The sequence below is a fragment of the Microbacterium sp. HJ5 genome (genome assembly GCF_054824025.1).
The window spans coordinates 1-12,513 of sequence record NZ_JSYE01000045.1; the positions used below are offsets into that span (position 1 = coordinate 1).

The window sequence follows — 12,513 nt, forward strand, 5'->3', positions numbered from 1 at the left end:
ACCCTCGCGATAACAGAGCGGCCCGCCCCCTTCCGGGGGCGGGCCGCTCCGTCGTTCGGCGAGGGCTACTTGACGCGTCCTTCGGCCTGGACGGGGGGCAGCGTCCCCTTGGGCTCGAAGAGCGCGCGGTGCAGGAAGCCGGCGAGCAGTCCGCCGACGATCGGGAACACGATGAAGACCCACAGCTGCGAGAGCGGCCCGGGGCCGCCGTAGATCGCCGCCGCGATCGAGCGCGCCGGGTTCACCGAGGTGTTGTCGATCGGGATCGACACGAGGTGGATGAGCGTGAGCGTGAGGCCGATCGCGAGGGGCGCGAGGGCCGCGGTGCCGCGCGTCGAGTGCGTGACGCCGAGGATGATCAGCACGAAGATGGCGGTGAGCAGCACCTCGGCGATGATCGCGGCGCCGAGCCCGAACCCGCCCGGCGACAGCTCGCCGAAGCCGTTGGAGGCGAATCCGCCGTCCTGCGCATCGGCGAGCCAGTTATCGGGCCCGAAGATGCCGATGAGCACGATGAGGGTCGTGCCGATCGCGCCGCCGATCAGCTGCGCGATGATGTAGCCGATCGAGTTCTTCCACTCGAAGCGGCCCGCCGCGGCGAGACCGAGGGTGATCGCCGGGTTGAAGTGGCCGCCCGAGATCGGGCCCCACGCGTAGGCCCCGGCCACGACGGTCAGGCCGAAGGCGAGCGAGACGCCGACGAAGGCGATGCCGAGCGGGTTGGTGTCGGAGTCGGCGGGGAAGTTGGCGGCGAAGAGGGCCGCCCCGACGCCGCCGAACACGAGCAGAAAAGTTCCCAGGGCCTCGGCGACGAGTCTGTTGACTGTCGTGGGCGGGATGGTGGTATCGGACATGACGGACCCCTTTCCTGGTCGCGAGGCTAGCGCCACGTCCAGCCGATTCCCAGGGAAGAGACGCGGAGTGTCATCCGGTTACTCCCGACCACGCGAGATTTCTCCGCGCGTTCACGGAGGCGTGGGCGGCCGTGCATCGGTTCGTCGTCAGAGGCGGCCGGCCGCCTTGAGCGCCAGGTAGCGGTCGGCGATGCGCGGCGGCAGCGACTCGGGAGTGTCGGCGATGGCCTCGGCACCGGCCCTGCCGATCGCGGCCGCGACGGTGGCAGCATCCCGCGCGGTCTTCTCGCCGGCTGCTTCGCGGTAGACGGATGCCGCGTCCGGCCGCTCCTCGCGAGGCGGGGCCTCCTCGGTCACCGTCCCGACCAGCACGTGCGCCCGCCGGGTGAGCGCGGGCAGCGAGCCGAGGAACCCGCGTGCGGCGTCGACGGCGTCCTGTGCGGTCAGCAGCACCACGAGCGAGGGGCGGGACGTGAGTGCGCGGACCTGTGCGAACGCGGCGTCCCAGTCGGTGTCGATGAGCTGGGGCTCGACAGGAGCCATCGCGTCGACGAGCGCCGGGAGGAGCGCCGGACCGTCGACCCGCGTCACGCGCGCACGCGTCACCCGGTCGAACATGAGCAGGTGGGTGTGGTCGCCGGCGCGGTTCGCGAGGGCTGCGAGGAGCAGCGCCGCCTCCATCGAGGCATCCATCCGCACGCCGTCGGCCACGCGTGCGGCCGAGGTGCGGCCGGTGTCGACCACGATGACGACGTGCCGGTCGCGCTCCGGCCGCCACGTGCGCAGCATCGTGGTCGTGGACCGAGCCGTCGCGCGCCAGTCGATCGAGCGCACGTCGTCGCCGCGCACGTACTCGCGCAGGCTGTCGAACTCGGTGCCCTGCCCCCGCACCTGCACGCTGGTGTTGCCGTCGAGTTCGCGCAGCCGCGCGAGGCGGGAAGGCAGGTGGCGACGTGCGGTGAAGGGCGGGAGAACCCGGATCGCGCCCACCGACTCGAGCTTCGCCTGGCGCCCGGCCAGCCGCAGAGGCCCGTCGGACCGCACGACCGCGAACCGGGTCGAGAGCTCCCCTCGGCGACGGGGGAGCAGCGCAATCGCGAACATGCGCCGCTCGCCCGGCGGGATCGAGAGGGGGATCCGGTCGGCCGGCGCGCCGGCGGTGGGCTGCCATGCATCGCGCAGCCGGCCGCGAATGGTCCGCGCCCCGTCGTTGCGCAGACCGATCTCAGCCACGGCCGGCTCGCCGAGGAGCACCCGGCGGGGCACCCGTCGCTCGATGCGCAGGGCGCGGGGATCGGGCGCGACGGCCGCGTCGGTCAGCGCGAGGACCGCGCACAGGACGACCCACCCCGCCGCCGCGAGCCACGCGTCGACGCCGGCCGTCGAGAGCAGCACGACGGGCACGGCGCCGAGGGCGACGAGAAGAGGGAGGCGGCCGGTGAGGTACATCGGGGTTCTCGGCGTCAGATCGGGACGCGCGTCTGCTGGACGACCGAGCCGAGGACGGCGTCGACCGACACTCCCTCGAGCTCGGCGTCGGGGCGCAGCCGGATGCGGTGACGCCACGTGGGCAGCAGCATGGTCTGCACGTGGTCGGGGGTGATGGCGGGGTAGCCGCCCAGCCACGCCCACGCCTTGGCGGTCGCCAGCAGCGCCGTCGAGGCGCGCGGGCTGACGCCGAGCTGCACCGACGGGCTGCGGCGCGTGGCCTGCGCAAGGTCGACGACGTAGCCGAGCACGTCGTCCGAGACGGTGACGGATGCCGCGGCCCGCTGCGCCGCGCGGATCTCGTCGGCGCTCGCCGCGCGGCCCACGCCGGCGGCGGCGAGGTCGCGCGGATCGAATCCGCCGGCGTGGCGTCGCAGCACGGCGACCTCGGCGTCACGCGGCGGAAGGTCGACGATGAGCTTGAGCAGGAACCGGTCGAGCTGCGCCTCGGGCAGCGTGTAGGTGCCCTCGTGCTCGATGGGGTTCTGCGTGGCGGCGACGAGGAAGGGGTCGGGGAGCGCGCGGGTCACCCCGTCGGTCGACACCTGGCGCTCCTCCATGGCCTCGAGCAGCGCCGCCTGTGTCTTCGGGGGCGTCCGGTTGATCTCGTCGGCCAGCACGATGTTGGTGAACACCGGGCCCTCGCGGAACTCGAACTCTCCCGCGCGCGCGTCGTAGATCAGCGAGCCCGACACGTCGCCGGGCATGAGGTCGGGGGTGAACTGGATGCGCTTGGTGTCCAGGCCGAGCGCGGTGCTGAACGTGCGCACGAGCAGGGTCTTCGCCACACCCGGAACGCCCTCGAGCAGCACGTGCCCTCGGGCGAGCACCGCGATCAGCAGCCCGGTCACGGTGCCGTCCTGACCGACCACGGCCTTGCCGACCTCGAGGCGCACCCGGTTCATGGCTTCGCGCAGCGCGGCGTCGTCGTGGGTGGCGGGTCCGGTCGGGGGAGTGTCGGTCATCGCGTTTTCCTTTCGGGGCGGACGGCGGCATGGACGGCGTCTTCGAGCCGGCGCAGCTGCTGACGGAGGGAGACGAGCTCGGCGTCGCCGGAGGGGACGTCGTCGATCAGGATGCGCCGCGCGGCCGCGCGGTCGATGCCCGCGCGCGCGGCCGCGGCGTCGGCGATCTCGGGGGCCGAGGATCCGGGGCCGAGCCCGAGCACGCGCGCGAGGCGCTCGAGCGCGCCGAGACGCAACTGGTCGGCGGCGTGCAGGGCGTCGCGCGACTGGCCGTACAGCCGGGCGCGGCCCTCGGTCGTCTCGGACGCGCGGACCGTCACGGGCAGACGCTCGGCGACGAGCGGGCCGAAGCGCCGGCCGCGCCAGATGCCGGCGGCGACGCCTGCGACGAGCAGCAGCACGATGACGGCGCTCACCCACGGCGGCGTGAGCTCTCCGAGCGTCGGGTCGGTGTCGGTCAGGTCGGTGTCGCCGGCTCCCGGCTGGTACCACACGACGAGCGGATGCCGCCCCATGAGGTTGATCGCGAGGGCGGCGTTCCCGTCGGCGGCGAGGCGCTCGTTCGTGAACAGCGTCGTGCCGTCGACGATCGCCGCGTGGCCCTCGCCGTGCGGACCGACCAGGAGCCCGTAGCCGTCGGCCGTGGGATAGCAGGTCGCCGTACCGGAGTCCCCGGGCTCGAACAGGGCACCGGGCTCGATGTCGCCGGCGCGGACCGCAGCCGGGAATTCGCACCCCGGTGCCACGGCGCCCGCCGGAGCGAAGCCCGCACTTCCGGCGCCGGGGAGGAGCAGGTCGACGGTGCGCGACCGCGGGTCGATCAGCACGACGTCGGCGGCCGCGTCGGTGACCGCGCGCAGCGCCTCGTCCGACAGCGCCGGTGCGTCGGACAGGACGAGCGTCGCCTCTCCCTCGGCGAGGGCCTCGGCGGCGGCCGTGCGGTCCCGCACGACAGCGACCTCCACGCCGTGGTCTCGCAGGATCTCCACGAGAGCGCGCGTGCCCGTCGGCCCTGCGGACTCGGGGTCCAGCGCGTCACGCGGGTTCCACTCGCCCGCGGCGGCGATCAGGGCGCCGACTCCGCCGACGACGAGGAGGGCGATCCCGATGACGATCCACGTGGCGACGCGGCGCCGACGGCCGGGCTCGCGCGGTTCCGCCTCGAGCGGCTCGTGCTCGCGCGATGCCGCGTCGGGAGGAGCGGCTCCGATCCGGCCGCGCTCGGCGAGCGGCGCCGTCCCCGCGCTCATGCCAGGACGTCCTCTCGCACCACGGGCCGCGCGGCGACCACTGCGGCGTCGGTGTCGGCGACCCTCCGATAGAGCTCCTCCGTACCCGGCCTGCGGAGGTACCGGACGTCGTCGAAGGCGGTCGCGGCGGTCTCGAGGTCGTCGGCGAGGGCGGGGAAGGCGCGGGCGGCGGCCCGCGCGAACGCGTGGACGGTGGCGCCGGGCGCGGTGTCGACCACGCCCCGCTCGGAGCAGCCGCGCGCCAGCGCCCGGAAGCGGAGGACGATCGCGGCCTCCCACTCCTCCTTCTTGGCGTGGGATGCCGCGACCGCTCGCAGTTCGGCGGCCGAACGGTGCTCGGCGTCGCCGAACAGCGCCGGAGCGTCACGCCGTGCCCGCCGCGTCGCCCGCGGCACGCCCCACAGCGCGAACGCGACGACGATCACGAGGATGACGACGACCGCCGCCACGATCGCGACGGCAGAGCCCCACCCGCCGGAGAGCTCGGTCGAGAAGAGGCCCTCGAAGAACTCCGCGATCGCCCGCGCGAGGCGGTCGAGCGGAGTCGGCTCGGCGATGTCGTACACCGGGTCCGAGAGCTCCTGCTCCGCCCAGCGGCGACCCTCCTCACCGTCCGGCGTCAGCGGCGGCACGGCCTCGATGGCGCGCGCGGCGAGCCGGTGCACGGCGGGGCCGAGCCCCGTCCCGGCGGCGATCAGGCCCACGGCGACTCGCGGTCGACCCCGTCGGCCGGTGCTCCGGGCGCCGTCCAGGTCGTGGGAGGCGGGGTGGCGGTGGGCTCATCCGTGGCGGCCGGCATCGGGTCTGGCTGCGGCGCGGCGTAGGGAGGCTGTCCGGAGGGCTGGCCCGCATATGGAGGCTGTCCGGAGGGCTGGCCTGGATAGGGAGGCTGACCGGACGACGCCTGCGCGTAGTGAGGCTGCGCATACGCGGGCTGCCCGTAGGGCGCCTGCGCCTGCGGCGTCGCCCCGTAGACCGGAGAGAACGCCGCCGGCGGGTACGCCGGATAAGCAGCCGGACGCGGCGCGATGATCCGCCCGATGTTCTCGCGGTAGGGATCCGCGAGGACCGTGGCGCCGGCATCCCGTCGCTCGACATAGGCGAGCAGATCGAGATCGAGCCCTTCGTGCCGCATGCGGCAGTCGATGTAGATGATCGCGGTGGCGGTCGCCTGCACCACGACAGCGACGGACTGCAGCAGCAGCGTGACGGCTTGGGTCAGCAGCCCCGCGACGATCAGCGCGATGATCGCGGACGGCTCGGGGTCGCCCGTGGGCGCGATCACCGTGGTCAGCCCGGTCGAGAGGAAGCTGAACGGGATGCTGATGACCTGGGCGACCGTTCCGAAGACGACCGAGATCAGGAAGATGACGCCCAGCGCCGGCCAGAAGCGGCGGCGCGTGAGACGCCACGACCGGGCGATCGCCTGGCCGATCGTGGCATGTTCGAGGATGATCGCCGCGGGCACCAGGAGCAGCTTGATCATCAGCCACCACGTCAGCGGGACGGCGGCCACGATCACCGGGATCGCGAACAGGAACACCCACGGTCCTGCGGTGATGCCGATGCCGATCAGGACGGCGGCGACGACCGCGATCACGGTCACGAGCGCGAGCGTGAGCAGCACGGCGTAGCCGATGAGGCGCCAGACGATCGGCTTCACCTGACGCCACAGGGCGCCCAGCGGGAGCTTCTCGGCGAGGGCGGCGTGGGCGACCTCGGTCACGACGATGCCCTGCACGATGACGCCGAGGGCTCCCGCGGCGAGTCCGAGCACCAAGCCGGCGATGAGCGTGATCGCGATCGACCCGGCCATCACGGCCTCGAACTCCTCGGTGCCGAACCGCAGCGTGTCGAGCCGCGAGAACGACGCCCACGCGATGGCGATGACGGCCGAGAGCACGATCAGGTAGCCGAGGGTCTGCACGATGAGCGCGAACCCCAGCAGCACGCGGGGGTTCTGGCGGAGCGCGGCGAATGAACGACCCAGGATCGTGCCGAACGACAGCGGATGCAGGGGGATGATGCCGGGTCGGGATGCCGGTGTCCAGGCCGGATAGGCGGTCACGGTGTCCCCTTCGTCGTCGGGCTCCTGCTCGCGCGGGACGCCTCGCTGGCTGATCCCTATCGTGTCATATCGCGCGGGCGCCCTCGGGGTGCCCTGCGGGCGACGCACGGCGTCGTCACGGTCGGTCTTCGGCCTCCGCTCAGGCGCCGTCCACTACTCTGTGGGGAGCGCAGGGGGAAGGCGCCGTCCGCGCCCTGCCCCGCGTGCCGAGAGAAGGACGAATCCGCGCGATGACTTCACGCATCCTGGTGGTCGACGACGACACCGCCCTCGCCGAGATGATCGGCATCGTGCTGCGCACCGAGGGATTCGACACCGCGTTCTGCGCCGACGGCGCCAAGGCCGTCGACGCGTGGCGCTCCGAGCGTCCCGACCTCATCCTCCTCGACCTCATGCTGCCCGGCATGGACGGCATAGAGATCTGCACCCGTGTGCGCGCCGAGTCCGGCATCCCGATCATCATGCTCACGGCCCGCACCGACACCGCCGACGTGGTGAAGGGCCTCGAGTCTGGTGCCGACGACTACATCGTCAAGCCGTTCAACCCGAAGGAGCTCGTCGCGCGCATCAAGACGCGTCTGCGTCCGGCGAGCCAGCCCGCGAACGACCACCTCCGCATCGGCGACCTCACGGTCGACGTCGCTGCGCACGAGGTGCGCCGGGGGGACACGGCGATCGCACTGACCCCGCTCGAGTTCGAGCTGCTCGTCGCGCTCGCGTCGAAGCCGCAGCAGGTGTTCTCTCGCGAGATGCTCCTCGAGCAGGTGTGGGGCTACCACTACAAGGCCGACACGCGCCTGGTGAACGTGCACGTGCAGCGCCTGCGCGCGAAGGTCGAGCTCGACCCCGACAACCCGAAGATCGTGACCACGGTGCGCGGCGTGGGCTACCGCGCCGGCGCCGTCGTCTGAGGCTCCGATGACGGCCCCGATCACGGGGGTGACGGCCACCCGGAGGCCGCTGACGGGATGGCGTCACTGGCGCGCGTGGCCCGGCAACATCGCCGCGCTGTGGCGGCGCTCGCTGCGCTTCCGCACGCTGCTCGTGACCTTCGGGCTCACTGCGCTCGCGGTGATCGTGGCGTGCGTGTGGATGGCGCTCGTGATCCAGAACGACCTGTTCGAGTCTCGCAGGGAGCAGGTCCTCCAGGACGCACTGCGCGCCTCCACGGCCGCACAGCGGACGCTCGACAGCTCGACGTCGCAGAGCGACACCGTGCAGCTCCAGAACGTGATGACGCTCGTGCGCGGCACGCTGGCGTCGCAGTCGGCGAGCGACGTCGAAGCGGCGTTCCGGATCGGGCCCCCCTCGCCGAACGCCCCGCAGGACTTCACGAGCGACCTGCGGTTCGAGAACGCGATCAGCCAGCCGCTGCGCGAGGCCGTGCGCGACAACTCCGACCGGCAGGTGTGGCAGTCGATCGCACTGCCCACCGACGACGGCGGCTCGGTCCCGGGGATCGTCGTCGGGCAGCAGATCACCGTGCCGGGCGTCGGGGCCTATGAGCTCTACCTCGCCTACGACCTGGAGAACGCGCCCCAGACGCTCGTGTTCGTGCAGGGCACGCTGTGGCTCGTCGGCATCGGGCTCGTGCTCCTCATCAGCGGCATCGCGTGGTTCGTGCTCCGCTCGGTCACGACCCCGATCGGCGAGGCGGCCGACACCAGTGCGAAGCTCGCGGCGGGTGAACTCGGGGTGCGCCTGCCGGTGCGCGGCGAGGACGAGCTGGCCACGCTCGGCCGCTCGTTCAACGCGATGGCCGACAGCATCGAGTCGCAGATCAAGGAGCTCGCCGACCTCTCGCTCGTGCAGCAGCGGTTCGTGTCGGACGTGTCGCACGAGCTGCGCACGCCGCTGACCACCATCCGCCTGGCGGCCGACATGATCAACGACCAGCGCGCCGACTTCGATCCCGCGACCGCTCGTGCGGCGGAGCTGCTCAACAACCAGGTCCAGCGGTTCGAGACCCTGCTCACCGACCTCCTCGAGATCAGCCGCTACGACGCCGGATCGGTGCAGCTCGAGCTCGAGGCGACGAGCCTCGCCCACCTGGCGGAAGACGTCATCGCCTCGATGGAGCAGCTCGCCGAACAGCACGGCACCGACGTGCGGCTCGTGGCGCCGGGCGGGTACTCGCCGGTCGACATGGACCCGCGACGCGTCCGCCGGGTCGTGCGCAACCTCCTGGGCAACGCCATCGAGCACGGTGAGGGCCGCCCGATCGTCATCACGGTCGACAGCGACCAGCAGGCCGTCGCCCTCGGCGTGCGCGACTACGGCCTGGGTATGAAGCCGGAGGAGGTCGAGCGCGTCTTCGACCGCTTCTGGCGTGCCGACCCCTCGCGCACCCGCACCATCGGCGGCACGGGGCTCGGCCTGTCCATCGCTCTCGGCGACGCACGGCTCCACGGCGGCGAGCTCGCCGTCTGGTCCGAACTCGGGCGCGGCACCCACTTCGTCCTCACCCTGCCGCGCGGGCGCGGGCCGCTCACCGGTCCGTCGCCCATTCCGCTCGATCCGGGCGACGACTCGATCACCGCGGTGGACGACCTCGGGCTCACACAGCCGATCAAGGTGCCCGATGCTCTGCCGGCGACGGATGCCGCGACCCGAGGAGGCCCGTCATGACCCGTCGCCGCGGCATCCCGCTCCTCATCGTCGCGATGCTCGCGCTGGTGCTCACCGCGTGTGCGGGCCTGCCCACGAGCGGGCAGATCAAGTTCGGCCTCAGCACCGACGATGCACCGGACGCCGAGGAGATCTCGTTCCTCCTGCCCGACAGCCCCCAGCCGGGCGCGACGCCCGAGCAGATCGTCGAGGGCTTCATCCGGGCCGGGTCCGGACCCGGCCTGACGGCCAACTGGGACCGCGCGCGCGAGTTCCTCACCGACGACTTCGCCGACGTGTGGCAGCCGCGGGCCGGCGTCACGGTCGACATCCTCACCGATCGCCGCACGAGCGAGCCCGAAGAGGGTGTCGTGGATCTCGCGATCACCCAGGTGGCGAATGTCGACGCCAACGGCACCTACGAGCGCGCGGGGATCGGGGAGCAGCTCCTGCCGTTCGAGCTCACGCAGGTCGACGGCGAGTGGCGCATCAGCCAGGCACCCGACGGCGTCGTGCTCGACGAGGACGTGTTCCCGCAGGTGTTCCATCGCTACAGCGTCATGTACTTCGACCCGTCGTGGCAGTACCTCGTGCCGGACGCGCGCTGGTTCCCGACCATCAACGCGCCCTCGCGGGTGGCCGACGCCCTCGTCGACGGGCCGCGGAGCGCGTGGCTCGCCGAGTCGGTGGAATCGGCGTTCCCCGAGAGCGTCGAGGTCGTCGCCTCCGTGCGCGGGACGGGCAACGCGACCGTGGTCGACCTGAACGAGGCGGCGCTGTCCGCCGACCCGCAGACCCTCGACCGCATGTACACGCAGCTGCGGGAGAGCCTCCGCACGGCCAACGTCACGAACGTCGAACTCACCGTGGACTCGGTGCCGCTGGACGCCGAGGCGGTCGACGTGCGCTCGACGCGCATCCCGGGCGCGCCCCTCGTGCAGACGGCGGACGGCTTCGGCTTCCTCACCGGATCCACGCTCGAGGAGATCGACTGGATGTCGTCGCTCACCGCGCAGTTCCCGCCCGTCTCCGTGCAGATGGGGCCCGATGGGGACGTCGCGACGGCTCGCCTCGCCACGGGCGAGGTGGTGCGCTTCCGCGAGGACGAGACCTACGATGTGCTCGACACGCGGCCCGGCACCATCGACCCCTCGATCGACCCGTTCGGCATCGTGTGGAGCGTGCCGCGCGGCGAACCGGCGGCCGTGCGCGCTTTCCTGCCCGACACGACCGCGGTGGACGTCGCCGATGCGTGGTCGGGGGCGACGTCGATAGCCGCGATGTCCGTGTCGCGCGACGGCACTCGCCTCGCCGCGATCGTCTCGGCGGGGGGCCGCAACGCGCTGTGGGTCGCCGGGATCGTGCGGAGTCCCGACGACGAGGTGCCGGTGCGGCTGGGCGACCCCGTGCAGCTCGCCGCCGTGACGAGCGCCGGCATCGGCCTCGCGTGGCTCGACGATCTGTCGGTCGGCGTGCTCTCGGGCGACGCGGAGGGGTCGACGGTGCTCGAGCAGGTGGTCGGCGGGACCTCGGCCACGAGCGCCACGGGCGCCGGCATGACGACCATCGCCGGGGCGTCGTCGCTCTCGAGCGCGCGACTGCGCGCGGATGACGGCACGCTGTCGGTCAAGCGCGGCACGAGCTGGCAGCCCACGGCGACCGGCGTGCTGATGCTCGCCACGCAGCAGGGCTCGCCCGAGTAGCGGTTCCTCCCCAGCGACCCTCGCGCGGGGCGCTTCGCACCGGCCACCGCAGATCGGGTGGCGGCATCCGCCCTCGCCGTCAGAGTCGAGCCGTGATCGTCGACCGGATGCCCGCCCCCGTCGGCCGCGCGCTGCGCGACGCCCTGGCCCTCGTGCTCCCCGTCGTGTGCGCCGGATGCGGCGAGGACGACGTCGAGCTGTGCGAGGCGTGCACCGCCGCGGTGGCTCCGCGCCCCCGGGTGCGCTGGATCGACGCGCCCGGCGGCGCCGTCCCGGTGTGGAGCGGGCTGCCGTTCGAAGGCGAGGCCGCGCGCCTGGTCCGTGCGATCAAGGAGGAGGGCCGCACTCCGCTCGCACGCCACCTGGCGCCGGCACTGCGGGCAGCGGTCGAGCGCCACGGCGCGCACGACGCGCTGCTCGTCGCGATGCCGACCTCGCGCGCGGCCTTCCGGCGTCGAGGATTCCGCGTCCCCGAGCTGATCGCGCGCCGTGCCGGACTCGCCGTGACGCCGTCGCTCGCGCCCGTGCGGCGGACGGGCGACCAGCGGGGGCTCGACCGTGACGGGCGCCGTCGCAACGTCGCGCAGAGCCTCGCGGTCCGCGGCCGGGTGCCCCCTCGCGCGGTCGTGCTCGACGACGTCATCACGACCGGCGCGAGCCTCGCCGAGGCGGTGCGAGCACTGCGGGCGGCGGGGGTCGAGGTGCTCGGCGCGGTCACCGTGGCTGCCACCCCGCGTCGTCTGAACGGCAGGGAGAGCCCCCGTGTCTCCATCGAAACTCACAGGTGACAGGCGACCTGCGCAGGGCTAGCGTGGGGGAGACAAGGCGACTGAAGGTCCGCCCTTGGCCGGGAGGACCGGAACAAGGAGGTCAGGGATGGAAACCAGCATCGTCGGCGTGGGAGTGGGGATCACAGATCGCTTCCGCTCGGTCGTCGAAGACAAGGCCGCCCGCATCGAACACCTCGCTCCACGTGCGCAACGCGTGGACGTCAAGGTCACGCACCGCGCGTATCACAACGGACGCGTGGAGGATGACACGGTCGAACTGACGCTCACCGGAAAGGGTCCGATCGTTCGGGCCGAGGCCACTGACGGTGACAAGTTCACTGCGCTCGATCTCGCGGTTGACAAGCTGTGCGAACAGCTCCGCCGCGCGAAGGACAAGCGCGTGGACGCCCGCAACCACCCGCGGGGCGCCAAGCTCGACAAGGGCAGCGGCGCCATCCAGGGGATCGACGTGCAGCCGGCATCCGTCGACGTGCTCCGCGCCGTCGCGACCGGCGAGATCCCCATCATCACCGGCAACGAAGAGGAGGAGGGCTACACGCCCGTCGTCATCCGCACGAAGGAGTTCGAGCCGGAATGGATGTCCGTGGAGGAGGCCGTCGACCGCATGGAGCTGGTCGGCCACGACTTCTTCCTGTTCGTCGACAACCGCACCGACCACCCCAGCGTGGTCTACCGCCGCAAGGGCTGGGACTACGGCGTGATCTCGCTCACGACGCAGGCAGCCCCCGAGGCGGTCGCCTCGTAGGCGCACAGACGAACGGATGCCCCGGCCGCGCGGCCGGGGCAT

11 protein-coding genes are annotated in these 12,513 nt (G+C 72.5%); 5 read left to right on the forward strand and 6 right to left on the reverse strand.

All coding sequences use genetic code 11. The features are described from left to right. Positions 1-65: 65 nt before the first annotated feature. The 6 genes from aqpZ to OB08_RS16035 all read right to left on the reverse strand — a co-directional run bounded on the left by aqpZ (position 66) and on the right by OB08_RS16035 (position 6,625). A complete protein-coding gene (gene aqpZ / locus OB08_RS16010) occupies positions 66-854 on the reverse strand; it encodes an aquaporin Z (protein WP_461476490.1) in 789 nt (262 codons plus the stop codon). A 147-nt stretch (positions 855-1,001) separates the two neighbouring features. After that, on the reverse strand, positions 1,002-2,303 hold the full coding sequence (locus OB08_RS16015) for a DUF58 domain-containing protein (protein ID WP_461476492.1): 1,302 nt from the start codon (positions 2,301-2,303) through the stop codon (positions 1,002-1,004). A 14-nt stretch (positions 2,304-2,317) separates the two neighbouring features. Further along, complete coding sequence (locus OB08_RS16020) at positions 2,318-3,307, reverse strand: AAA family ATPase (protein ID WP_461476493.1); 990 nt, start codon at positions 3,305-3,307, stop codon at positions 2,318-2,320. Then, positions 3,304-4,557: a DUF4350 domain-containing protein gene (locus OB08_RS16025; RefSeq protein ID WP_461476495.1), complete on the reverse strand. Its 1,254-nt coding sequence runs from the start codon at positions 4,555-4,557 to the stop codon at positions 3,304-3,306. The genes OB08_RS16020 and OB08_RS16025 overlap by 4 nt, the downstream gene beginning before the upstream one ends. After that, the gene (locus tag OB08_RS16030) at positions 4,554-5,261 is read right to left on the reverse strand and encodes a DUF4129 domain-containing protein (RefSeq protein WP_461476497.1); all 708 of its coding nucleotides are present in this window, start codon (positions 5,259-5,261) and stop codon (positions 4,554-4,556) included. Before OB08_RS16030 ends, OB08_RS16025 begins: the two co-directional genes overlap by 4 nt. Beyond that, a complete protein-coding gene (locus tag OB08_RS16035; RefSeq protein WP_461476499.1) occupies positions 5,252-6,625 on the reverse strand; it encodes a glycerophosphoryl diester phosphodiesterase membrane domain-containing protein in 1,374 nt (457 codons plus the stop codon). The genes OB08_RS16030 and OB08_RS16035 overlap by 10 nt, the downstream gene beginning before the upstream one ends. Positions 6,626-6,855: 230 nt before the next feature. On the opposite strand from OB08_RS16035, the gene mtrA reads away from it, so the two are divergent. The 5 genes from mtrA to hpf all read left to right on the forward strand — a co-directional run bounded on the left by mtrA (position 6,856) and on the right by hpf (position 12,471). Next, positions 6,856-7,536, forward strand: a complete 681-nt coding sequence (gene mtrA / locus OB08_RS16040) for an MtrAB system response regulator MtrA (RefSeq protein WP_461476501.1) — start codon at positions 6,856-6,858, stop codon at positions 7,534-7,536. A 7-nt stretch (positions 7,537-7,543) separates the two neighbouring features. Then, entirely contained in the window at positions 7,544-9,253 is a 1,710-nt protein-coding gene (gene mtrB, locus OB08_RS16045; RefSeq protein ID WP_461476503.1) for an MtrAB system histidine kinase MtrB, read from the forward strand. Further along, a complete protein-coding gene (locus tag OB08_RS16050) occupies positions 9,250-10,935 on the forward strand; it encodes a GerMN domain-containing protein (protein ID WP_461476505.1) in 1,686 nt (561 codons plus the stop codon). Before mtrB ends, OB08_RS16050 begins: the two co-directional genes overlap by 4 nt. 92 nt (positions 10,936-11,027) lie before the next feature. Beyond that, on the forward strand, positions 11,028-11,723 hold the full coding sequence (locus tag OB08_RS16055) for a ComF family protein (RefSeq protein WP_461476506.1): 696 nt from the start codon (positions 11,028-11,030) through the stop codon (positions 11,721-11,723). 88 nt (positions 11,724-11,811) lie between these two features. Further along, a complete protein-coding gene (gene hpf / locus OB08_RS16060) occupies positions 11,812-12,471 on the forward strand; it encodes a ribosome hibernation-promoting factor, HPF/YfiA family (protein WP_461476507.1) in 660 nt (219 codons plus the stop codon). Positions 12,472-12,513 lie beyond the last annotated feature (42 nt).

What these genes read in the sequence shown, in the direction of transcription:
- aqpZ (WP_461476490.1), bottom strand. Translation starts at nt 854, where the DNA reads ATGTCCGATACCACCATCCCGCCCACGACAGTCAACAGACTCGTCGCC.
- OB08_RS16015 (WP_461476492.1), bottom strand. Translation starts at nt 2,303, where the DNA reads ATGTACCTCACCGGCCGCCTCCCTCTTCTCGTCGCCCTCGGCGCCGTG.
- OB08_RS16020 (WP_461476493.1), bottom strand. Translation starts at nt 3,307, where the DNA reads ATGACCGACACTCCCCCGACCGGACCCGCCACCCACGACGACGCCGCG.
- OB08_RS16025 (WP_461476495.1), bottom strand. Translation starts at nt 4,557, where the DNA reads ATGAGCGCGGGGACGGCGCCGCTCGCCGAGCGCGGCCGGATCGGAGCC.
- mtrA (WP_461476501.1), top strand. Translation starts at nt 6,856, where the DNA reads ATGACTTCACGCATCCTGGTGGTCGACGACGACACCGCCCTCGCCGAG.
- mtrB (WP_461476503.1), top strand. Translation starts at nt 7,544, where the DNA reads ATGACGGCCCCGATCACGGGGGTGACGGCCACCCGGAGGCCGCTGACG.
- OB08_RS16050 (WP_461476505.1), top strand. Translation starts at nt 9,250, where the DNA reads ATGACCCGTCGCCGCGGCATCCCGCTCCTCATCGTCGCGATGCTCGCG.
- hpf (WP_461476507.1), top strand. Translation starts at nt 11,812, where the DNA reads ATGGAAACCAGCATCGTCGGCGTGGGAGTGGGGATCACAGATCGCTTC.